Genomic DNA, 21,918 nt, shown 5'->3' with positions numbered 1-21,918 from the left:
CCGCTCGCCTATGGCCGCCAGTGCAAGGAAGCAAGACATGATAGAAATCGGCGATAATGTAAAAATCCATCTGGAATGGCTACCGCAGGCGCGCTACTGCGAAATCATGGGCGATACGCCTGATGGGGTACGCGCCAAACGGCGCGGCGGCGTCTGGCGCGAGAATGTGGAGTGGCGGATTGCCGGCGACGGCAAAGTCTGGGTCAACATCAAGGCGGTTCAAGAATGGGCAGCGAGCAGCAGAGCACCAAAAGCACGCCACGCGGCGTAAACATCAGGGGGAAAAGCCTGCAAGTGGCTTTTTCCTTCCGGGGGGTCGAGTGCCGGGAGACGCTGAAACTCGACCCCACCGCGGCAAATATTCGATACGCCGAGCGCCTTCGCGCCGAAATCCTGAACGCTATCGAGCGTCAAACCTTCCGCTACTCCGACTACTTCCCCAATTCGAAACGCGCAGCCCTGTTTGGCCATGCGGTGTCTTCTGTCACCGTTGGCCAGCTGCTGGACAAGCTGATTGCACAGACGGAAAAGACGCTGGAGTTCGGTACGTGGAATGAATACCGCAAGTCGGTTGAGTTCAAGCTGAAGCCCAAGTTTGGAGCCAAGCGGATTACCGACTTGATCGGCGCCGATATCCGCGACTGGGTGGTGGAGCGCAATGTCACAATCAAGACCATCAGCAACGACCTGATACCGCTGCGCCATGTGGTCGAGCAGGCGCTGTCGGATGGGCTTATTGAGCGCAACCCATTCGCCGGCGTCATACTGAAAAAGCTGGTCAACAAGGAAACCGCCAGCACCGATTATGAGGTGGACCCGCTCAACCGCCGGGAGATTGCCGCGGTGGTGGCCACTGCCGAGGGTCAGCTTAGAAACCAGTTCCAGTTCGCCATCTATAGCGGGTTGCGCACCGGCGAGTTGATGGCGCTGCGCTGGGAGGATATCGACTTTGTGAATGGCGTTATCAAGGTCCGCCGTGCCATCAGCCGCAAGCGCGAGAAGGGAACCAAGACCAATGCCGGCAAGCGCGACGTGCTGATGCTGCCGCCGGCGCGCGCGGCGCTGCTGGAGCAAAAGCGATTTACGCTGACGGATCGTGAGCGGTTCGCCGGCCACGGTCGCGTTTTCATCAATCCGTACACAAAAGCCCCCTGGACGCTGCCGGACCAAATCAACCAGCAATGGGGAACGGTGCTCAAGCGTGCGGGTGTCCGCGCGCGCAATGCCTACCAGACCCGCCATACCTATGCGTCGATGTTGTTGTCCGCCGGCGAAAATATCATGTGGGTATCTAATCAGCTGGGGCACGTAGACACCGAAATGGTCATCAGGACTTACGGCCGGTGGATACCGGACCCGGATAAGCAGGGTGGGTATCAGCTGGTCAATGACTGGCAGCTGCCAGTTGAGAAAAAAGCATGAGGCTCTTGGCATCGCCAAATAATTTGTTTAGCACAGCGAAAGAGGTGACATATGGAATACCAGCAACAAGTGATAATAACGCTCGTAAGCGCTCCGGATGATCTCCCAAGATTTAGTCAGGAATTTCGTCAAGAACTGCAGGGGTACACAAAAGAAATAAAGGAGATTGCTGGGAATAAGTGCCATCAAAGATTTTTTGTACAAGATGGTATTGGCGCTGCCGGTGGGCCTTTGGGGGAATACATTATTGAAGTTGTGAAACTGGCAGTGCCGGTAGTTACTGCAGTCGGTGGGGCTTGGATTCAGTCGCGGTATGGAAGAAAGGTTCGTGTGGAAACTAAGGATTTTAAGATTGAGGCAAATACACAAAAAGAGGTGGAAGCTCTCATAGACAAGGTGAGCGAGATGCTTGGAAAAGAAGAGGATGAATAATGCGATTGGAGTCATTGGAAAGGTACGGGAGCCCATCGATAACGGTGGGCTCCTTTGTTTTTGGCCGCGTCACCGAATGCGTCACTTTTCGCACATTCGTCGCACAATCTAATGTGCGAAAAGATAAAAGCCACGCCAGTTCTGGGTTATAGAGGAGGGAGTAGCAGGTTCGACTCCTGTTCTCTTCCGCCATTCGCTTCGGCCACGCCCAGCCCCAGGCACAGCGAGCAATGGCATTGGATCGCATGCTGTTTCACCAGCGCGCGCAGACGCTCCAGCCGCTGCGCCTCCGCCACCATCACCGACACCGGCGCGGGTTTGGCTTCGGTTTTTCTCGACGCCGGCCAAGCCGTCGTCGTCGCTCCCGCCGCCGCGCCAACGCCCAACATCGCGCCGCCCACACCGATATGCCGCCATTTCACCCGCATCGCGCTCTCCTCGCCCAGGGCAAACCGCCCAGACATCCGACTCCGCGGCCGGCGGGAAGTGCCGCCGACGCCCATAAAAAAACGGCCCCGTTCGGGACCGTTCCTTGCTCGTTCGCCCAATCAGCGAATGATTTCCACCTTGTAGCGCGGCGGCAGCAACAGCGCCGGCACTTCCCGCTTCGCCTTGCGGCTGCGGCGGCCGTTCAAGGGCTTCTTCACGCCCTCGGAGGAGCCGGCCAGAACCGAAGCCTCCGGCTTGGGCGGCGCAGACGGGCGCTCGCGTTCGCGTTCGCGCTCGTTGGGGCGCGCCAGCCAGGAGGGACGGAAGCCGTCCACGATCTGCGGCGTCAGCGTCTGCTTGGTCAGCTTCTCGATGGAGTCGTGCTGGCGGGTTTCTTCCGGAGACATCAAAGAGATCGCCACGCCCTTGGCGCCGGCGCGGCCGGTGCGGCCAATCCGGTGCACATAGTCTTCCGGGGCGTTCGGCAGCTCGAAGTTGACTACATAGGGCAGCTCCGTCACGTCCAGACCGCGGGCGGCGACATCGGTGGCCACCAGCACGCGCAGCTTGCCTTCCTTGAACGAGGCCAGCGTTTCCAGACGCGCGCCCTGCGCCTTGTCGCCGTGAATGGCTTCGGCTTGCAGACCGTCGCGCTGCAACTCGCGCGCCAGACGATCGGCGCTGAGCTTGGTCTTACAGAACACGATGACCTGGCTCATGTCGCGGGACTTGATCAGATGCGTCAGCAGATGACGCTTCTTGAAGGCGTCCACCGAGTAAACGATCTGCTCGACCTGATCGTTGGTGGCGTTCTGACGCGCCACCTCCACCGTTTGCGGCGACTTCATGAAATCGGCGGCCAGCCGCTTGATCTCCGGCGCGAAAGTGGCGGAGAACAGCAGGGTCTGACGCTCTTTGGGCAGCATGCCCATGATCTTGCGGATGTCCTGGATGAAGCCCATGTCCAGCATGCGGTCGCCTTCGTCCAGCACCAGCACTTCCACCTTGTTCAATTGAACGGTTTTTTGCTGGATGTGGTCGAGCAGGCGGCCCGGCGTGGCGATCAGGATTTCAACGCCGCGGCGCAGTTCCTGAGTTTGCGGGTCCATATTGACCCCGCCGAACACCGTGGTGGCGCGCAGCGGCAGGTATTTGGTGTAGCTCTTGACGTTGACGCCGATCTGATCCGCCAACTCGCGGGTTGGCGACAACACCAAGGCGCGCAGCGGATGCATCGCCGGCGATACGCTGGTATTGGCGTATTTCTTCAGGCGCTCCAGAATGGGCAGCATGAAGGCCGCGGTCTTGCCGGTGCCGGTTTGAGCGGCGGCCAGCAAATCACGGCTGGACAAGACCAGAGGAATCGCCTTTTCCTGAATCGGGGTGGGCTGGGAATAGCCCTGTTCTTCGATGGCGCGCAGAATCTCGGGAGACAACCCGAGTTCGGAAAACAGCATGGACAACACTCCTGCAAAACTCGCGGGGCCTGTTGCGCGCATGCGCCAACACGCCCCCGTATTCAAATGACACGAACGGACAAGGCAACGCCGCCCGAACGGCGGCGTTGGGTCGTCAGCCCATGTGGCTTGCGACGCTGAGCAGCAGGATTACGGCCAACCATAGCAAGGCGGAACGCCAGACCAGACCAACCGCGCTTTTCAGGTAGTTGGGGTCCGCTTCGTCGCCCAAGCCCAGTTCGGGCCGGAAGCGTATGGAGTAATCCTGTCTGAGCGGATCGCCCAATTTCACGCCGATCGCACCCGCGGCCGAAGCCAACAAAATGCCATTAGCGTAGTTCCCCCATGTTTTGGCCTGGGAGCGCCAGCAATACACCGCATCCTCGAAATCGCCCATGATGGCGAAGCTGGCGGCGGTCAAACGCACCGGAATCCAGTCCAGCCAAGCGGCGGCGCTGGCCGAGAAACGGCCGAACGGGTCCTCGTTCGCGTCGCGGTTGCCCCATTTCTGATTCAGCATAGAACAGAGACGATACAACAGCGCGCCGGCCGGACCCGGCAACAGCACGAACCAGAACATGGTGCCGAACACGTGGCGGTAACTGTCCACCACCCCCTGCTCGATCGCCAGCCGGGAAATCTCCTCAACCGACAACTCCGCGGTGCCCTGTCCGGTCCAGTTCGCCAAGGAGGCGCGCGCGTCCAGATCCCGCCCTTCGGCCAAGGCCTGGGAGATTTCGGAGAACGCACTGGAGAAATGGCGGAAACCCATGGTCAGATACAAGACCAGGACATTCCACAACATCGCCAGAATCGGACTCAAGGCGTGCAGCGCGTAATAGATCAGCAAGCTGAGCAAGACCGCAGGCACGATCGCCAAGGACCACGCCAACACGCCATGACGGTTGGAGCCGGCATTCAGATTGCGTTCCAAATGATTGGCGTAGCGGGTGAACAGCAGCCAGACGCGATTGCGATTGCCCAAGGGCCGCAACTGCTCCAGTGCCAGAGCGATAATCAAGGAAATCAGGGTCATTGGTTCCGGATAGTGGTTTTCTCAGGCCCGGAGAGGAAGATACCATAAAGGCCAGGGCATTCCCACTGCTCCTTGAGAATAGACTCTAAAACCGTCGGACGGAAACGCCAAGAGCGCCGCAACGGCGCTCTTGCATGCCCCCTCGGGAGCGGCTTCAAACGCTCAGGCGGAGCCGAGAAAGCGTCGCCCGGCGGCCAGTTCCGGCAATTGGCCGGCCTTGTCGTAGCCCACGGTGGACGCGGCGGCGTCCTTCAAGGTGTTCAGCGCGCCCTCCACCAGCGACAAGCGCTGATCGATGAAGCTGCCGTTGAGCTGATTGATGCTCTGCGCCCGCTGGATCGCCTCTTCCAGCCCGGTCCAGGCCAGGCTGGCCTCCGGCTTGTCCGCCAGCCAGATGTAAACCGTCTCGCTGTCCTGCACGCCGATCCGCCGCATCAATTCGCCGCGCTGGGCGGCGCTGACGGCCAATAGGTCCAAGACGCCGCTCTTGCTCTCGGCCAGGGCGTCCAGCTGAACGTCAAAGCCCTGCACCAGCACCTTCTGTTCCTGCTCCAGCAACGCGATCAGCCGGGCGACGAGAGCGCTCTCGGCCCGGCACAGCTGGCAGAATTCTTCAACAACGTTCATGCCTGACTCTCACCTGCGCGCGCTCAGCGCGCCAACAATTCCTTGGTGGAGGCGATCAAGCCGTCGGCGATCTTCTCCGGATTGACGTTGAAGGTGCCCGCGGCTATCGCCGACTTGATCGCGGCCACTTTGCCTGCGTCGAAGCCGGAATCGCCGCTGACCTTGCTTTCCACCGCGCTCAGACGGCTGGCCAAAGGGTTGATCGTCACGCTGTCGGATCCACTGGCGGCAGGGTTGGCGTTGGCGGCCGCGTCGCGCGGCGCCGCCTTGTTCTGGGTGCTGTAGCTTGCTGACAGCTTGCCCGAGTTATCTACTTTCATGGCATGGCCTTCCCAAAGGGAACCTGGATTACCTCTATTATCGGACGGAAAAACAATATCTTGAAGACTTTCGCCCAATTATCCGCCGCTGCGCGCCGAGACCTGCCGGCGAACCGTCTCTAATATATCACCATCACGCTGCCGTCCGCTTGAACTTGCCCGCGTATCACCCGCCCGGAAGCCATGCGCACCGACACTTGCTCGCCCTCGGCGGCATTGCCTATCGCCAAACCGTCGGCCGTCGCGGCGAAGCCCTCCCCCGAGGCCACCACTTTGACCCGCTGGTTGCTGTTCACCAGATAAGGCGCGCGCACCATGAAGCTGCGCAGCCAGGCGCCGGCCGGCGCGCCGGAGCGCATGGTCTTGCCTATCGCCTGCTGCAGATCGTCCAGCACATTGCGCGCCAGGCTGGGGTTGGCCACCTCGACCAGGCGCAGGTCGGCGGCGCTCAGCACCTCGCCGGCCGCCACCGCGCGGCTCAAAGCCACGCCCATTTTCTTTTCATTGATCCGCACCGGAATCCGCAGCGCCCACCCCAGTTCCGGGCAGGACACCGCGACGAAGGTGGAACCGGTGGTCACCCCCGGCGTCGCCCAATCCGCCTTGGGCTGCGCGCAGGCCGGCACCGCCAGCTTGCGGTCCAGCTGCCCCAGCGTCCAGGTGGCCGGCCGCATCGACAACTCGTGCTTGAGAAAGTCGCCGGCCAAAGCCTCCAGCCGCCCCAGATCCTGCATGGCGGCCGACGCCGCCACGCTCCAGGCGCAGCACATCATCCACAGTAGTAAACGTCGCATTCCCGCATTCTAGCGCAAGCGGGCCCAGGGCTGCAGCCTGGGGCCGCTATTGACAATGCGATGCATACATTCAAATAATCGTTCGAATAGAGCTTAGACTCTTAAATCTAAATTAAATAAAACCAAAGTTTTATCCGGAAGGGGACATTCCAAATGCGCAAGCGCCTGAACACGCTGGCCGTGGCCACTCTGCTGGCCCTGCCGGCCGCCGCCAACGCCTATAGCAATTTCTATTTTTTCGGGGACAGTCTGACCGACACCGGCGCCTTCGGCGGCCTGGGCGGCCTGCCGTCCAACGCCCGCTGGACCTTGGGCTACGGCACCGGCTGGGCCGAAGTCCTGGCCAAGCACTATGGCCAGAACGTATCGCCCAACAACAGCCTAAACAGCCACATCGCCAATACTGCGGGCAATAATTACGCTCAGGGCGATGCGCGCGCGCAGCCGGCCAGCCCGCCCAACACCAATCCGGACACCCCCAGCCAGACCCCTGCAGCCGATGCGATCGCGGTCACAGACCTGCCGGGCCAGATCAACGCTTATCTGGGCCAGAAAGGCCAAAAAGCCGACCCCAACGCGGCCTACGCCATCTGGATAGGCGGCAACGACGTCATTGCCGCCGGCAGCCAAAGCGATCCGACCGCCTATCTGGGCGCCTCCGCCGGCTACACTGTACAAGCCGTGGCCGCGCTCAAAGCCGCCGGGGCCAATACCATCATCTTGCCCAATCTGCCTGATATCTCGGCGGCTCCACTCTCTGTGCTCGCCGCCATTCAGACCGCTCTGCCCGGCGCCGGCAACGCCGGCAAAGTCGTCGCCGCCTGGGGCGCCGCATGGCAGATACTGAGCTCCGGTCAAACCAGCAATTCCCCCGCCCTGATCAATCAGGCGCTAAGCCAGGCGGAGGCCGCCGCCGGTCTGAGCGCCGGCACGCTGAGCAGCGTTTACGCCGCGGTGCAGCCCAATCTTCAGAAAGGCGCCAGCGGCTACAACCAGTTGGTAGACATGGCGCTTAGCGCCGGCAATCTGCAACACGGGATCGTCAGGGCCAATATATCGGGCCTGTTCACGGAGCTTCTGGCCAATCCGCAAGCCTATGGCTTCAGCAATACCTCCGGCGCGGCCTGCCCTCAGTCCGCGCTGTACTGCCTGGCCGCCGTCATACCTGGGCAAAGCTATCTGTTCACCGATGCCTTGCACCCCACTCCGGCCGCCTATCAGCTGATTGGCGACTATATATACGGCCTGCTGCAAGCGCCCTATTTCGCCGGCGCGCTGCCGGAATCCGCGCTGAACAACGCCCGCCAGTTGGGCGGGACGCTGGATAGCCGCTACCAGGCCATCCGCGCGCAGAAGCGCGAAGTCGGCGCGGTCAGCGCCTTCGTCAGCGGCGCCTTCAACGACGACAAGGTCGGCTACGACGACGTATCCGCCAAGCCGCAAGGCCGGCTGTACACCGTGGGTCTGGACTTCCAGACCAGTCCGGCGCTGAGCCTGGGACTGGCGATGTCCCGCCAGAACGGCAAGACCGACATCAACGGCATCGCCACGCCGGGCAGCGTCGACAACCGCAGCACGCTGATGAGCGCGCTGTTCAGCTACAGCCAGGAACGGTTCTGGGTGGACGGCGACGCCCATATCGGCGCCGGCGACATCGACACCAGCCGCCAAGTCTCGCTGGGCGCGGCCCGGATCACGCTGAACGGCACGGCGCGCCAGAGCCAATACGGCCTGCGCATCGGCGGCGGCTACCGTTTCCCGCTGGGCGCCTACCGCACCGGCCCCATCGCCGGCCTGGACTACGCCCACGTCAAGGTGAACGGCTTCACCGAGCAAGGAGGCAACAGCAGCAGCATGGCCTTCAACGCGCAAAACGGCACGTCCCTGGTGGCGCGCGTCGGCTGGCAGCTGGAAGCCGACATCGGCCGTTTCAGCCCCTACGCCAAGGTCAGCTACGCGCACGAGTTCAAGCGCGACGACCGTGTGGTCACCGCCGGCCTGGCCACCACCCTGGGCGATTACAGCGTCAAGCTGGGCAAGCCCAAGGCGGACTGGCTGGAATGGACCGCCGGTCTCAGCGCCCAATTGAGCAAGAGCGTGTCGATGCTCGGCCAGCTCAGCGCCGCCAGCGGCCGCAGCGGCAGCAATCAGACCGCCGGCAATATCGGCGTGGCGCTGACGTTTTAAGAGCCTGTTCAATGTCTGTCGCGCGTCGGCGAGAGGGATGGAACGGGGCCTTGAACAGGCTCTAACGCCGCGGCGGACGCAAAAAAAACGGCCCCTGGGGGCCGTTTTTTCGTCCGACGCGCGTCAGCCCAAACTGCGCTCGATAAAGGCTTTGACCTCGCCGGCGTCCGCCGGGAACACCGACACTTTTTGCGGCAAGTCCTCCAGGCCGTCGAAACCGGCCGGTCGCGGCGGATCGCGGTCCAGCGCTTCGCGTATGGCGGCGGCGAACTTGGCCGGCAAAGCGGTTTCCAGGCAAACCACGGTTTCGCCGGGGCGGCGCAGCTCGCGCGCCACCTTGACGCCGTCGGCGGTATGGGTGTCCACCACCACGCCGTCTTCGCGGTCCAGCTGGCGAATGGTGGCCAACCGGTCCGCATGCGCGCTCTTGCCGGAAGCGAATCCGAACACCTCGGCCGCGGCAGCCGTTTGCGCGGCGGACAGCGTGAAGCCGGTGCCGGCGTCTACCTGGCGCCACAGCGCTTTCAGCGCCTCGGGGTCCCGTCCCAGCAGATCGAACACAAAGCGCTCGAAGTTGGACGCCTTGGAGATGTCCATCGACGGGCTGGAGGTGACATAGGTGTTGGCCGTGCCGCGCGGACGGTAGGCGCCGGAGCGGAAGAACTCGTCCAGCACGTCGTTCTCGTTGGTGGCCACCAGCAGGCGCTCGATCGGCAAGCCCATCTGCCGCGCGATGTGGCCGGCGCAGACATTGCCGAAGTTGCCGGACGGCACGCAGAAGCTGACCTGCTCCTCATTGCCGGCGGTGGCGTTGAAATAGCCCTTGAAGTAATACACCACCTGAGCCACCACTCGCGCCCAGTTGATGGAGTTGACGGTGCCGATCTTGTGGCGCGCCTTGAAAGCATGGTCGTTCTGCACCGCCTTCACGATGTCCTGGCAGTCGTCGAACATGCCCTTGATCGCGATATTGTGGATGTTGGCGTCCTGCAGGCTGTACATTTGCGCGCGCTGGAACGGGCTCATCAACCCGTCCGGACTCAGCATGAACACCTGGATGCCCGCCTTGCCGCGCATCGCGTACTCGGCGGCGCTGCCGGTGTCGCCCGAGGTGGCGCCCAGGATGTTCAGGCGCTCGCCCTTCCTGGCCAGCACGTATTCGAACAGATTGCCCAGCAGCTGCATCGCCATGTCCTTGAAGGCCAACGTCGGACCGTTGGACAGTTCCAGGACGGCCAGGCCGTCGTGCAGCCGCTTGAGCGGCGTGATCGCCTCGCTGCCGAAGGCCGCGCGGGTATAGGTGCGCTCGACGATGGACTTGAGATCGTCTTCCGGGATATCGGTGGCGAACAAGCGAATGATTTCAAAAGCTAATTCGGCGTAGGACAGGCCGCGCCAGGCGTCCAGCTGCTCGCGGCCGATCTGCGGATAGCTTTCCGGCAACACCAGGCCGCCGTCGGGCGCCAGGCCCATCAGCAGGATGTCGCTGAACGATTGCGGGGCCATGCCGCCGCGGGTGCTGATATAACGCATCAGGGGGTTTCCAGATATTGGGCGCAGGCGGCGGAGGCGTCCTTCATCCGCTGTTTGCCGCGCGGGTCGTCTTTCTTGATCTGGCCGGTCAGCACGCCCATCACTTCTTCCGAGGAGAAGCGGCCGGCCAGATGCTGGCTGGCGCATTGGCAGTATTTCTGCACTTGCTCCGAAGAGCGCTGGCCGACGCCGTCCGAGGCCGGCGTGCGCTTGACGCAGCCTCGCATCAAAAAGCCCTGCAACAGGCTGTGCTGGCCGGGGGACAAGGGCGTCGCCCCGGCGCTCGCCAGGATCAGACCGGCGCCGAGGCCGGTCAGCCAGCGTTTAATCATTCAGCTCTTCCATACGCAGGCGCACCACCTTGCCGGTAATGCTTTCCAGCGCCTCGATGCCGGTGATGGCGCGGTCTATCGCCTGTTCCTGAACGCGATGGGTCAGGATCACCACCTCGGCGGTGCCGTCGGACACCGAGCCTTTCTGGATCACCGCCTCGATCGAGATGCCGTTCTCCGCCAGCAAGCGGGTGATGTTGGCCAGCACGCCGGCGCGGTCGGCGGCGCCGATGCGCAGATAGTAGGAGCTGACCACGTCGGAGATCGGCAGGATGGGCAGGTTCTGCAGCTGGTCCGGCTGGAAAGCCAGATGCGGCACGCGGTGCTCCGGGTCCGCCGTCAGCAAGCGAGTCACGTCGACGATGTCGGCCACCACCGCGGAGGCGGTGGGCAGCGCGCCGGCGCCGGCGCCGTAGTACAAGGTCGGCCCCACCGCGTCGCCCTTGGCCAGCACCGCGTTCATCACGCCGTTGACGTTGGCGATCAGCTGGCGCGCCGGGATCAGCGTCGGGTGCACGCGCAACTCGACGCCGGCGGCGGTGCGCCGGGTCAGGCCCAGCAGCTTGACGCGGTAGCCCAGTTCCTCGGCGTACTTGATGTCGCGCCCTTCCAGCTTGCTGATGCCTTCCAGGTAACAGCGGTCGAACTGCATCGGGATGCCGAAGGCCAGCGCCGCCATGATGGTGAGCTTGTGGCCGGCGTCATGGCCTTCGATGTCGAAGGTGGGATCGGCTTCGGCGTAGCCCAGCTGCTGCGCCTCGGCCAGCACTTCGGCGAAGCTCGCGCCCTTGTCGCGCATCTCGGTCAGGATGAAGTTGGAGGTGCCATTGATGATGCCGGCTATCCACTCGATGCGGTTGGCGGACAGGCCTTCGCGCAGCGCCTTGATGATGGGGATGCCGCCGGCCACCGCGGCCTCGAAGGCCACCATCACGCCCTGTTCTTGGGCGCGGGCGAAGATTTCGGTGCCGTGCAGCGCCAGCAGCTTCTTGTTGGCGGTGACCACGTGTTTGCCGTTGGCGATGGCCTTGAGCACCAGTTCCTTGGCCACGGTGTCGCCGCCTATCAGTTCCACCACGATGTCGACGTCGGGGTTGTTCACCACCTGCATCGCATCGGCCACCACGTCCACGTCCGGACCCAGCAGCGATTGCGCGCGCGCCTGATTGCGGTTGGCCGCCTGCAGCAGGCGGATTTGACGGCCGGCACGGCGGCTGATTTCCTCGGCGTTGCGTTTGAGAACGGTGGCGGTGCCGCCACCGACAGTCCCCACGCCCAATAGGCCGATATTGATCGGTTTCATTCTTGCTCCCTGTCTCTAGTATTCTGTCCCTGCCCGCGGCGGCCAGGCGCAAGATCCTTGCGCGCGGCCCGCGCCGGCGGCCGGCCCTGATCAAGAGCCGCGCCGCCAGGCCGCTGCTGGCGCAGCGGGCGCGTGTCCCAAGTTTTCCTTGGCAGCGGACGCTATCCGCTGTCAAGGAAAGCCTGATGGCCAAACGGGGGCCGCAGCCCCCGTCCGCCGGCTCAAGCCGCCATGATTTCAGGCTTCGCCGCCGTGGCGCTTGCGATAGTTTTCCAGGAAGCGCGCGATGCGGCCGATGGCCTCCACCAAATCGTCCGAGTTGGGAAGGAATACCACGCGGAAGTGATCGGGCGCAATCCAGTTAAACCCTGAACCCTGCACCAGCAGCACCTTTTCCTCCTGCAGCAGTTCCAAGATGAACTGCTGATCGTCGCCGACCGGATAGATCTTGGGATCCAGCTTGGGGAACAGGTAGAGCGCGCCCTGCGGCTTGACGCAGCTGACGCCGGGAATGTCGGTCAGCAGTTTGTGCGCCAGGTCGCGCTGGCGCGCGAGGCGGCCGCCCGGCGCCACCAGATCGTCAATGCTCTGGTAGCCGCCCAAGGCGGTCTGGATCGCGAACTGCGCCGGCACGTTGGCGCACAAGCGCATCGAGGCCAGCATGTTCAGGCCTTCGATATAGTCCTTGGCGTGTTTCTTCTCGCCGGACAGAATCATCCAGCCGGCGCGGTAGCCGCAGGCGCGGTAATTCTTGGACAGGCCGTTGAAGGTGACCACGAACAGATCCGGCGCCAAGGAAGCGATGGAGGTGTGCTTGACCTCGTCGTACAGCACTTTGTCGTAGATTTCGTCGGCGTAGATGATCAGCTGGTGCTGGCGCGCCACTTCCACGATCTGCTTGAGCAGCGCCGGCGGGTAGACCGCGCCGGTGGGATTGTTGGGGTTGATCACCACGATGGCGCGGGTGGCCGGCGTGATCTTGGCGCGGATGTCGTCGATGCTGGGGAACCAGCCCTGCTCTTCGTCGCACAGATAATGCACCGCCTTGCCGCCGGCCAGGCTGACGCCGGCGGTCCACAGCGGGTAATCCGGCGCCGGCACCAGCACTTCGTCGCCGTTGTCCAGCAGCGCCTGCATCGACATCACGATCAGCTCGGACACGCCGTTGCCGACGATGATGTCGTCCATGCCCACATTGGGCAGCTGCTTTTGCTGGGCGTAATGCATGATCGCCTTGCGCGCGGCGAACAGGCCCTTGGAATCGGAATAGCCGGAGGCGGACGGCAGGTTGACGATCACGTCCTCGATGATTTCGTCCGGCGCGAAGAAGCCGAACGGCGCCGGGTTGCCGATGTTCAGCTTGATGATGCGATGGCCTTCGTCTTCCATCTTCTTGGCGTGCTCAAGCACCGGACCGCGGATGTCGTAACAAACGTTGGCGAGTTTTTGCGATTTATGGACTGGCTGCATGACGACAATGGTTTCCGTGGCTTGCCGCCCGCCGGAGACGGCGGTCTTGCCCTGGCGGCGCGGTTTGTGTTCTTTCATCTGATCTCTTTGGATGTCCCCGCTGAAGCGATGACCACGTTGACGTTGTGGCGGCAATCAGCGGCGGGGTCGAGTTATAATCCTATCCCAATCTCTGATGCACTGCAGCAGGTATTCGCGCCCGGAAAGGGCCGTCCGCCGCAGCGCTCGCAATCGGGAATCCGCTCACATGAAAATGCAGCAATCGCTGGGGCAAGGCCGCAACTTGTTCACCGGCTATGGCGACGGCCATGTTCTAATCAACGCCCAGCGCCACGAGGGCAATCTGATCGTCACCGCGGACAGCGTGGCGCCCTGGCCGGTGGACGCTTTCGAGGATTTGCAGGAAAGCCATTTCAGCGCGCTGCTGGCGCTGCAGCCGGAAGTGGTGCTCTTCGGCACCGGCAAAAGCCTGCGCTTTTGCCATCCGCGCCTGTCCGCCGCGCTGGCCAACGCCGGCATAGGCGTGGAAACCATGGACACCCAGGCCGCCTGTCGCACCTTCAACATCCTGCTGGCGGAAGACCGCCGCGTCGTCGCCGCATTGCTGGCGATCTGACTCAGACGGCGGCCGGCCGCGCCGCCTGCGGGCACATCCACACCAGCCAGGCCGCCAGCAAGGCCGGCGTCGCCGCCAGCATGAACAGGCTGGCCAGGCTCCAGTCCTGGCGCAGCAGCTCGCCGCCCAGCCACGGTCCCAACACCGAGCCCACCCGGCCCACGCCCAGACTCCAGCCCACGCCGGTGGCGCGCAAGGACGTGGGATAGGCGTTGGCCGCCAGGGCGTTGATCGCCGGCTGGCCGCCCACCACGCAAAAACCGGCGGCGAACAATAAGCCGAACAAGCCGGCCTGCTGCGTCCCCCACTGCCCCAGCATGGCCACGGCGGCGGCGGCCAGCGCGAAACTGGGCAGCATCACCCGCAAGAAACCCAGTCTGTCTATCCAGACCCCCAACAGCAAGGTGCCGGCCACGCCGCCCAGTTGCAGCGCGGCGCCGGCGAGGATGGCGTTTTGCGTGTTCAGACCGGCGTCCCGCGCCAAGGCCGGCATCCAGTTGGACAGGAAATAGAGCAAGAGCAGGTTCAGAAAGCTGAGCGCCCACAAGGTCAGCGTCAATCGCGCGCGGCCGGCCCGAAACAAATGCGGCAACGACGCCGCGGCGACGGGTTCGCGCAGCGCCAGGCTGGACGCCGCCGCCCCGCTCATCGCCGGGTCCAGACGACGCAGCCAGGCCAGCGCCTGTTCCCGCCTTTGCCGCGACAACAGAAACTGCAGCGACTCCGGTAATTGCCGCCACATCCACAGCGCCAGCAGCAGCGGCGCGACGCCGCCGGCCAGGAACACCGCGCGCCAGCCGTGCGCGGGCACCAGCCAGGCCGCCAACAAGCCGCCCAGCAGCGCGCCGACGGTAAAGCCGCAGGAAATCAGCATCATCATGCTGACTCTGCGCCGGCTCGGGCTGTACTCGCCGGCCAGTGCCATCGCGTTCGGCATGATGCCTCCCAGGCCCAGACCGGTCAGGAAGCGCAGCCACAGCAGCTGCTCCAGCGTGGCGGCGAAGCCGGTGGCCAACATGCCCAGGCCGAACCACACGGTGCACAGCAGCAGCAAGGCGCGGCGGCCGAAGCGATCCGCCAGCGGGCTGAACAGCAAGGCGCCCAGCAGCAGACCCAGCAAGCCGGCGCTGAACACCGGCCCCAAGGCCGGCTTGGCCAAGCCCCAGTCCGCCAATAGCGCCGGCGCGACGTAGGCCATGGCCTGCACGTCGAATCCGTCCAGAATCATCAGCAAGCCGCAGATCAGCAGCAGCCGGCGCTGAAACCCGCCCAGCGGCCGCTGATCCAGCCAGGCGTCTATCTCCAGGCGAGAAGCTTGCGTCATCCCCATCCCCATTTATGCAAATGGCAATAAAGATGTTCGCAAACCGCCGCCCGGTCAAGCCGCGCCAACGAAAAGCCCACCTCGAAGGTGGGCTTGGCATTGGACGGGGCGGCTCAGTGCAGCTTCAAGGACGGCCGCGCGGCGCGGCGCAGCTTGTCGCCGACATAGAGCAGAGTGGCCAGCACCCAGCCATGCACCGCCGCCTGATGCATGCGGTACAGCGAGCTGTAGATCAGTTTGGCGCCGAGGCCTTCCACATAGTAATCGCGTTTGGGGCCGACCACCGCCGCCAGGCTGCCCACCGCGCTGTGCTTGCCCAGCGACACCAGCATGCCCTGCGGTTTGAAGACGAAGGGCTTGCCCTGGCGACCAGCCACGCGCCGGCTCAATTCGTCCGCCAGATAACGCGCCTGCTGGTGCGCCACCTGGGCGGTGGCCGGCAGATTGCGGCCGCTGTCGCCGTCCGGCGCCTCGGCGCAATCGCCCAAGGCGTAGACGCAGGCGGCGCCCTGGCAACGCAGCCACTTATCCACCTGCAGTTGATTGATGCGGTTGGTCTGCAAGCCGGCGAGGCCGGCCAGCCAGGTCGGCGCCTTGACGCCGGCGGCCCAGACGGTGATGTCGGCCGCCACCTTGTCGCCGCCCTGCAATTCCACGCCGTCGGCGCGCACCGCCGCCACCCGGCTGCCGGTCAGCACCTTGATGTTGCGCGCGGCCAATTGCTCCTGGGCGTAAGCGGACAAGGACGGCGGCGCGGCGGCGAGGATGCGGTCCGCGCCTTCGATCACGCTGATTTCCACGCGCTCCGGCTGCAGGCGCGCGCCGTAATGATGCAGTTCGCACAGGGTGTGGTTCAGCTCCGCCGCCAGTTCCACCCCGGTGGCGCCGCCGCCGACAATGGCGATGCCCAGCTTGGACAGCGGTTGCTGGCCGCTGCTGCAGCGGAAGGCCAGTTCCAGCACCCGGTGACGCAGCTTCTCCGCATCGTCCGGGGTGTTCAGAAACATCGCGTGCTCGCCGACGCCGGGCGTGCCGAAGTCGTTCGCTTCCGCGCCCACCGCCAGCACCAGCCAGTCGTAGGGCACCTCGCGCGGCGGGCTCAGCTGCTCCCCGCCGGCGTCGCGCACTTCGGCGAGCTGAATGCAGCGCCGCTCGGTGTCCAGCGACTGCATATAGCCGAATTCGAACTCGTAGCCGTTGCGATAGCCATGGGCGAAGTAATTGACCTCATCCTCGCCGGTGTTGAGCGCGCCGGTGGCCACCTCGTGCAGCAGCGGTTTCCAGATATGGGTGGGCGAACCGTCGACCAGCACAACGCGGGCCTTGTGTTGCGCGCCCAAGCTGCGTCCCAGACGAGTGGCCAGCTCCAGGCCGCCGGCGCCGCCGCCGACGACGACGATGCTGGGCAATGCGGAATTGCGACTTAACATGACAGATCCTTACAAGGTAGAAATCACTAAACAAGCGTTCTGGCGGCAGCACGCTTGTTTAGTGAGTTCTTGCTTCAGATCAAAACGGAAGTATGCACAGACTGGCAGGGCAAGCCAATCTTTCCGTGCCACAAAATGCCAAAGACATTATAAAAAGCCGCCTCCGGGCAAGGCGCCGCCGCGCTGTGGACGGTACAAGGGGGAAGATCAGGGCGAGACGCGGCCGTCAAGAATGGCCGCGCAAGAGGAGAGGAACGGCGGCGCTGCCAGGCCGCGCGCTGACTGCCGACTTAGAATGGCGCTTTGGCGTCGAAGCTCATCTCTTCGCGAGTGATGGGATGGCGCAGCGTCAGGCGATCCGCATGCAGCAGCAGGCGATCGGCCTTGGCCAGCACCGCTTCCGGCGCGTAGATGTCGTCGCCCAGGATGGGGTGGCCCAGATGCAGCATATGCATGCGCAGCTGATGGGCGCGGCCGGTCAAGGGCTCCAGCTCCACCCGACTGGTCTGGCGCAAACCGTCGCGCAGCACCACACGGAAATGGGTGATCGCCTGCTTGCCATGTTCGAAATCCACCTTCTGACGCGGACGGTTCGGCCAGTCTATGATCAGCGGCAGATCCACGGTGCCGCTGTTCTGTTCCACGATGCCGTCCACCACCGCCACATAGCGCTTGTCCACCTTGCGGTCCATGAAGGCGATGGACAGTTCTCGCTGCATGCTGGCGCCGCGTCCCATCACCACCAGGCCGGACGTCGCCATATCCAGCCGGTGCACGGTCAGCGCGTCCGGATAGACCCGCTGCGCGCGGCTGATCAAGCAGTCCGCCTTGTCTTCGCCGCGCCCCGGCACCGACAGCAAGCCGGAAGGCTTGTTCAGCACCAGCAAGGCCTCGTCGGCGTAAATCACGTCTAGGCCCGCGTCCGGCGGCGGATTGTAATGTTCCAGATTATGGCGAATGGTCATGAGAGCAATGGGCAGGAAGGCGGAAAAAGTCGGCGATTATCTGCGCTAAACGCTGTTGCGACAAGCTGTTGCCATGATTTTTCGCCAGCGCTGTCTCTTGAAATACACAGCCGGCGGCAGCATTCTCAAAATTATCGGGACCGGCGGCGACAAGCGACGCCGGTCTTCCCAGCATAGTCTGAAAAGGAATCACCGCATGGCAGAGCGCTTTTACATCGATCCCTACCAAACCCGCCTGGAAACCCGCGTGGCGCGGCATGACGACGCCGGCCTGGTGCTGGAGGACACGCTGTGCTATCCGCTGGGCGGCGGCCAGCCCGGCGACAGCGCCGCGCTGAGCTGGGACGGCGGCGGCTGTGCGATCAGCGATACCCGCCGCGACCGCGAAACGCGCGCCATCGTCCACCTGCTGCCCGCCGATGCGCCCCGGCTCGCCGCCGGCACGCCGGTCGTCCTGGAACTGGATTGGGCGCGCCGCCACCGCCACATGCGCATTCACACCTGTCTGCACTTATTGTCCGTGGTGATCAAGGCCGGCGTCACCGGCGGCAATCTGAGCGCGGAATCCGGCCGTCTGGACTTCGATCTGCCGGAAGGCATGGAGTTGGACCGCGAGCACATCGAGCGCGAGCTGAACCGGCTGGTGGCGGAGGACCGCGCGGTGCGCATCGAAATGAGCAGCGGCGAGGCGCTGCGGCGTCAGCCGGAGCTGATCAAGACCATGTCGGTGACGCCGCCGCTGCACCTGCCGGAAATCCGCTTGATCAATATCGACGGCATCGATCTGCAGCCTTGCGGCGGCACCCATGTACGCAGCACCGGCGAGATCGGCCCGGTCGTGGTCAAGAAGATTGAAAGTAAGGGCGCGCGCAATAAGCGGGTGGTGGTGGCGCTGCGCGACTAAGAACCGGCTCAAAGCCTGCGCACAGACTAGCTCGCGAGACTTTGCACTGCCGCTAAGCCCCCGTCGGCGCGGCCAGCCTCCGGCTGACCGCGGCCAGCTCGGCCTTCAGACTGTCGACCAAGCGCTCCAGCAGCGGCGAGGCGGGCCGGTGCAGCGGCCGCACCAGATTGACCGCGAACGGAATCGACACGCTGAAGCGCCTTGCGGCCAGGCCTGAGCCGGCATAATCCAGCGCCGTCAGCGGATTGACGACGGCCACGCCTATGCCCTGCCGCGCCATCGCGCATACCGAGGCGGCGCTATGCGTCTCCACCACCATGCGCCGCTTGACCCCCCGCTCGGCGAACACCTGATCCAGCTGTTGCCTATAGCTGTCGGTCGCCGCCAGGCTGATGAAGGCCTCGCCTTCGAAATCCTCCGGCGCCAACACCGTCTTGCTCAGCAGCCTATGCCCCTCCGGCAACACGCACAGCTCGTCCGCCAGCAGCAAGGGCTCCATCCGCGTCCCCGCCGGCGCGTGCGCGCTCTCGCTCAAACCCAGGTCATGACGCTGCGCCGCCAGCCACTCTTCCAGCAAAGGCGACTCCTGCGGCGCGATGTTCAGGCTGATGCCCGGCGCTTGCGACAGAAATCGCCGGCACGCCGCCGGCAACAGCGATTGCGCGAATACCGGCAAACAGGCAATCGATAACTGCCCCTGCTCGAACTGGCGAATCGCCGCCGCGCTGCTGACGATGCGTTCCAGACCTTGATAGCTGCGCTGCACTTCCTCGAACAACTGCAGCCCCTGCGCGCTTGGCCGCAAGCGGCCGCGGCTGCGCTCGAACAAGACCATGCCCAGCAATTGTTCGCAACGCGCCAGTTCTCGGCTGACCGTGGGCTGCGAGGTGCGCAGCAGGACGGCCGCCTCGGTGACGCTGCCGGTGGTCATCACCGCGCGAAACACTTCAATGTGGCGCAGACTGATTTCCATCCCCTACCCCTTGCGCATAGGCGGCGCCAAGCCCGCCTTTCCCCTTGGCAATCCATATCATAAATGAAAGAAGCAGCGATAATTTGATATTTTATTTTTGCCGCGGCGCACGCCATGATGCAGTTGTCTATCACCTACGCCATCGCCACGCCATGAAATGCTTCGACGCCCGCCAACTGGCCGAACTCGCCCGCCAATACGGCAGCCCGCTCTGGGTGTACCACGCCGACACCATTCGCCGGCGCATTGCCGAGCTGAAAGGCTTCGACGTGATCCGCTATGCGCAAAAAGCCAACTCCAACACCCATATCCTCAGCCTGATGCGGGAACAGGGCGTCAAGGTGGACGCGGTGTCGCTGGGCGAAATCGAACGCGCGCTGGCCGCCGGCTATCGGGCGGACTCCGCCGAGCCTTCCGACATCGTCTTCACCGCCGACGTGCTGGACCGGGCCACGCTGGCGCGAGTGGCCGCCGAGGGCATCGCCGTCAACGCCGGTTCCATCGACATGCTGCGTCAGCTGGGCGCGGCTTCGCCCGGCCATAGGGTCTGGCTGCGCGTCAACCCCGGCTTCGGCCATGGCCATAGCCAGAAAACCAACACCGGCGGCGAGAACAGCAAGCACGGCATCTGGCATGAACAGGTGGCCGACGCGCTGGCGGCGATCCGCCAGTTCGGCCTGCACTTGGTGGGCTTGCACATGCATATCGGCTCAGGCGTCGATTACGGCCACCTGCAACAGGTCTGCGGCGCCATGGTCAGGCTGGCGACCCAGTTGGGCCACGACATCGAGGCGATCTCCGCCGGCGGCGGTCTGTCCATCCCTTACCGCGACGGCGATGCCCGCATCGACACCACGCATTATTTCGAGCTGTGGGACGAGGCGCGGCGGCGGATCGCCGCTCACCTGGGCCACCCGGTGCGGCTGGAGATCGAGCCCGGTCGTTTCCTAGTGGCGGAATCCGGCGCCCTGATCTCCGAGGTGAGGGCGGTCAAAACCATGGGCAGCCGGCGCTTCGTGCTGGTGGACGCGGGCTTCAACGACTTGATGCGCCCCGCCATGTACGGCAGCCACCACGATATTTCCGTCCTCAGCGCGGACGGCGAGGAAAAATCAGGCGAGCGCGCCCCCTGCGTGGTGGCGGGCCCCCTGTGCGAATCGGGGGATGTCTTTACCCAACAGGAGGGCGGCGTGGTGGAAAGCCGCCTGCTGCCGGAGGCTCAGGTAGGGGATTTGCTGGTGTTTCACGACGCCGGCGCTTACGGCGCCACCATGTCGTCTAACTACAATAGCCGGCCGCTGCTGGCCGAGGCCATGATAGACGGCGCCTCCAGCCGGCTGATCCGCCGCCGTCAAACCATGGCGGAGTTGCTGGAGCTGGAACGCGTCTAAGTGCTCAGCTGAGCTTCAGGTCGGCCAGCGTCTGCTGGAAGGCCTGATAGATGTCCTGATAACTGGCGTAGCCGTCGAACACGCCCACCACCTGGGGCGATTGCAAACCGCGCGCCAGCAATTGCTGGCCGCGGCGCGAACGCGGACTCAGCGCGCGCAGCCGCTGGCTGCGTTCGTCCCAATACACCAGCTTGGCTTCGTCCGCGCCCTCCAGCCGTGAAATCAGTTTGTCCACCTGCTCCGCCGGTTGCAGCATCATGCGGTGGGAAACCCTCTTGCCAAGTGCGGATGCATATTCCATGAGTCGTGTCCGGTGCTTCGCAGTGGGCCGCGAGCGATCCATACTGCTGATTGGAAAAACCTTGCCGGCTCCAGCCTCCGGAAAGGCCGTCAGCCGGCAACACCACATATTTTTCGCAATAAGAGAAGGCACCACAATCGGATTAATCTTAAATTCCCGACGAAAAACTGGATGAATAAAATGACAAAAGGGCGCCGAAGCGCCCTTTGCTGCCGCCGGACAAGCCGCCGGAGCAAACCTTTTTAGTTTTTCAGCACCATATTGTTGATGACGAACTTCACGCCCGGCACTTTTTCGGCAATCTGCCCCGCTTTGAACATCTGCTGGTCGTCGGTCATGCCGCCTTCAATCGTCACCTCGCTCTTCTTGCTGCTCACCTTCAGGCTCAGCGGCTGCAGTTCGGCATCGCCGTTCAAGGCCTGTTGCACGCTGGCGGCCAACTCTTCATCGGTCGGCGGGGTCTGCTCGGCGTAAGCCGGCAGGCCGGCGGACAGCAAGGTGGTCAACAACAAGGCGCGGATGCAAAAACGTTTCATCAGATTCTCCAGTGATATGGCCTGCATGCGCTCAAGCCCAAGCTTCAGCGCGAATGTTTTACCGCATACTAGCGAGGAAACTTTTCAATTTTGTTGCCGGTCCATGACAACGCGGCGCGACGGTCTCGCCTGTTGG

The 21,918-nt window shown here is 63.7% G+C and carries 23 protein-coding genes; 7 read left to right on the top strand and 16 right to left on the bottom strand.

Annotation, left to right across the window (positions count from 1 at the left end; all coding sequences use genetic code 11):
- Positions 1-37 precede the first annotated feature (37 nt).
- The 3 genes from xisR to ACODRW_RS01280 are packed head-to-tail and all read left to right on the top strand — an operon-like array spanning position 38 to position 1,854.
- Positions 38-271, top strand: a complete 234-nt coding sequence (gene xisR, locus ACODRW_RS01290; RefSeq protein WP_043591267.1) for an excisionase family protein — start codon at positions 38-40, stop codon at positions 269-271.
- Positions 226-1,422 carry a site-specific integrase gene (locus tag ACODRW_RS01285; RefSeq protein WP_488904992.1) on the top strand — a complete coding sequence of 399 codons (1,197 nt, stop codon included), beginning with the start codon at positions 226-228 and terminating at the stop codon, positions 1,420-1,422. The genes xisR and ACODRW_RS01285 overlap by 46 nt, the downstream gene beginning before the upstream one ends.
- Before the next feature lie 51 nt (positions 1,423-1,473).
- Complete coding sequence (locus tag ACODRW_RS01280; RefSeq protein WP_488904991.1) at positions 1,474-1,854, top strand: hypothetical protein; 381 nt, start codon at positions 1,474-1,476, stop codon at positions 1,852-1,854.
- A gap of 146 nt (positions 1,855-2,000) precedes the next feature.
- On the opposite strand, the gene ACODRW_RS01275 is transcribed toward ACODRW_RS01280, so the two are convergent.
- The 6 genes from ACODRW_RS01275 to flgA all read right to left on the bottom strand — a co-directional run bounded on the left by ACODRW_RS01275 (position 2,001) and on the right by flgA (position 6,517).
- Positions 2,001-2,282 (bottom strand): hypothetical protein, encoded by a 282-nt coding sequence (locus tag ACODRW_RS01275; protein ID WP_488904990.1) that lies wholly within the window; start codon positions 2,280-2,282, stop codon positions 2,001-2,003.
- A gap of 120 nt (positions 2,283-2,402) precedes the next feature.
- Positions 2,403-3,740, bottom strand: coding sequence for a DEAD/DEAH box helicase (locus ACODRW_RS01270; RefSeq protein ID WP_227104872.1), 1,338 nt, complete (start codon positions 3,738-3,740; stop codon positions 2,403-2,405).
- 115 nt (positions 3,741-3,855) lie between these two features.
- Entirely contained in the window at positions 3,856-4,776 is a 921-nt protein-coding gene (locus ACODRW_RS01265) for a CobD/CbiB family protein (RefSeq protein ID WP_107800507.1), read from the bottom strand.
- Between the two features lie 162 nt (positions 4,777-4,938).
- Positions 4,939-5,403: a flagella synthesis protein FlgN gene (locus tag ACODRW_RS01260; RefSeq protein WP_107800508.1), complete on the bottom strand. Its 465-nt coding sequence runs from the start codon at positions 5,401-5,403 to the stop codon at positions 4,939-4,941.
- A 23-nt stretch (positions 5,404-5,426) separates the two neighbouring features.
- On the bottom strand, positions 5,427-5,723 hold the full coding sequence (gene flgM, locus ACODRW_RS01255; RefSeq protein ID WP_019100618.1) for a flagellar biosynthesis anti-sigma factor FlgM: 297 nt from the start codon (positions 5,721-5,723) through the stop codon (positions 5,427-5,429).
- A 119-nt stretch (positions 5,724-5,842) separates the two neighbouring features.
- Positions 5,843-6,517 (bottom strand): flagellar basal body P-ring formation chaperone FlgA, encoded by a 675-nt coding sequence (gene flgA, locus ACODRW_RS01250; protein ID WP_488904989.1) that lies wholly within the window; start codon positions 6,515-6,517, stop codon positions 5,843-5,845.
- Positions 6,518-6,670: 153 nt separating this feature from the next.
- Between flgA and ACODRW_RS01245 the strand changes: the two genes are divergently transcribed.
- Positions 6,671-8,704: an autotransporter outer membrane beta-barrel domain-containing protein gene (locus tag ACODRW_RS01245; RefSeq protein ID WP_488904988.1), complete on the top strand. Its 2,034-nt coding sequence runs from the start codon at positions 6,671-6,673 to the stop codon at positions 8,702-8,704.
- 123 nt (positions 8,705-8,827) lie between these two features.
- On the opposite strand, the gene thrC is transcribed toward ACODRW_RS01245, so the two are convergent.
- The 4 genes from thrC to ACODRW_RS01225 form a co-directional block, all read right to left on the bottom strand.
- A complete protein-coding gene (gene thrC / locus ACODRW_RS01240) occupies positions 8,828-10,237 on the bottom strand; it encodes a threonine synthase (protein ID WP_488904987.1) in 1,410 nt (469 codons plus the stop codon).
- On the bottom strand, positions 10,237-10,569 hold the full coding sequence (locus ACODRW_RS01235) for a hypothetical protein (protein ID WP_107800512.1): 333 nt from the start codon (positions 10,567-10,569) through the stop codon (positions 10,237-10,239). The genes thrC and ACODRW_RS01235 overlap by 1 nt, the downstream gene beginning before the upstream one ends.
- Entirely contained in the window at positions 10,562-11,872 is a 1,311-nt protein-coding gene (locus tag ACODRW_RS01230) for a homoserine dehydrogenase (RefSeq protein WP_107800513.1), read from the bottom strand. The genes ACODRW_RS01235 and ACODRW_RS01230 overlap by 8 nt, the downstream gene beginning before the upstream one ends.
- A gap of 237 nt (positions 11,873-12,109) precedes the next feature.
- Positions 12,110-13,342, bottom strand: coding sequence for a pyridoxal phosphate-dependent aminotransferase (locus ACODRW_RS01225; protein ID WP_227108608.1), 1,233 nt, complete (start codon positions 13,340-13,342; stop codon positions 12,110-12,112).
- 247 nt (positions 13,343-13,589) lie between these two features.
- Here ACODRW_RS01225 and ACODRW_RS01220 point away from each other — a divergent pair, with 247 nt between their 5' ends.
- Positions 13,590-13,958 carry an Mth938-like domain-containing protein gene (locus tag ACODRW_RS01220; RefSeq protein ID WP_227104880.1) on the top strand — a complete coding sequence of 123 codons (369 nt, stop codon included), beginning with the start codon at positions 13,590-13,592 and terminating at the stop codon, positions 13,956-13,958.
- A gap of 1 nt (position 13,959) precedes the next feature.
- Here ACODRW_RS01220 and ACODRW_RS01215 read toward each other — a convergent pair whose 3' ends face one another.
- The 3 genes from ACODRW_RS01215 to ACODRW_RS01205 form a co-directional block, all read right to left on the bottom strand.
- The gene (locus ACODRW_RS01215) at positions 13,960-15,282 is read right to left on the bottom strand and encodes an MFS transporter (RefSeq protein ID WP_488904986.1); all 1,323 of its coding nucleotides are present in this window, start codon (positions 15,280-15,282) and stop codon (positions 13,960-13,962) included.
- Positions 15,283-15,395: 113 nt separating this feature from the next.
- On the bottom strand, positions 15,396-16,712 hold the full coding sequence (locus ACODRW_RS01210; protein ID WP_107800516.1) for an NAD(P)/FAD-dependent oxidoreductase: 1,317 nt from the start codon (positions 16,710-16,712) through the stop codon (positions 15,396-15,398).
- Between the two features lie 290 nt (positions 16,713-17,002).
- Complete coding sequence (locus tag ACODRW_RS01205) at positions 17,003-17,677, bottom strand: pseudouridine synthase (RefSeq protein ID WP_107800517.1); 675 nt, start codon at positions 17,675-17,677, stop codon at positions 17,003-17,005.
- A gap of 196 nt (positions 17,678-17,873) precedes the next feature.
- Here ACODRW_RS01205 and ACODRW_RS01200 point away from each other — a divergent pair, with 196 nt between their 5' ends.
- Positions 17,874-18,581, top strand: coding sequence for an alanyl-tRNA editing protein (locus tag ACODRW_RS01200; protein WP_227104882.1), 708 nt, complete (start codon positions 17,874-17,876; stop codon positions 18,579-18,581).
- A 52-nt stretch (positions 18,582-18,633) separates the two neighbouring features.
- Here ACODRW_RS01200 and ACODRW_RS01195 read toward each other — a convergent pair whose 3' ends face one another.
- On the bottom strand, positions 18,634-19,554 hold the full coding sequence (locus ACODRW_RS01195) for a LysR family transcriptional regulator (protein ID WP_253313738.1): 921 nt from the start codon (positions 19,552-19,554) through the stop codon (positions 18,634-18,636).
- 152 nt (positions 19,555-19,706) lie between these two features.
- Here ACODRW_RS01195 and lysA point away from each other — a divergent pair, with 152 nt between their 5' ends.
- Positions 19,707-20,945 carry a diaminopimelate decarboxylase gene (gene lysA / locus ACODRW_RS01190; protein WP_488904985.1) on the top strand — a complete coding sequence of 413 codons (1,239 nt, stop codon included), beginning with the start codon at positions 19,707-19,709 and terminating at the stop codon, positions 20,943-20,945.
- 4 nt (positions 20,946-20,949) lie between these two features.
- On the opposite strand, the gene ACODRW_RS01185 is transcribed toward lysA, so the two are convergent.
- Together ACODRW_RS01185 and ACODRW_RS01180 are read right to left on the bottom strand one after the other, a co-directional pair.
- Positions 20,950-21,204 (bottom strand): hypothetical protein, encoded by a 255-nt coding sequence (locus tag ACODRW_RS01185; RefSeq protein WP_488904984.1) that lies wholly within the window; start codon positions 21,202-21,204, stop codon positions 20,950-20,952.
- Between the two features lie 284 nt (positions 21,205-21,488).
- On the bottom strand, positions 21,489-21,782 hold the full coding sequence (locus tag ACODRW_RS01180) for a BON domain-containing protein (RefSeq protein ID WP_158274334.1): 294 nt from the start codon (positions 21,780-21,782) through the stop codon (positions 21,489-21,491).
- Positions 21,783-21,918: the final 136 nt, after the last annotated feature.

This window comes from Chromobacterium sp. FG89 (genome assembly GCF_057808735.1).
The sequence above is the reverse complement of the archived record's forward strand: the minus strand, read 5'-3'. Positions and strand labels throughout refer to the sequence as shown.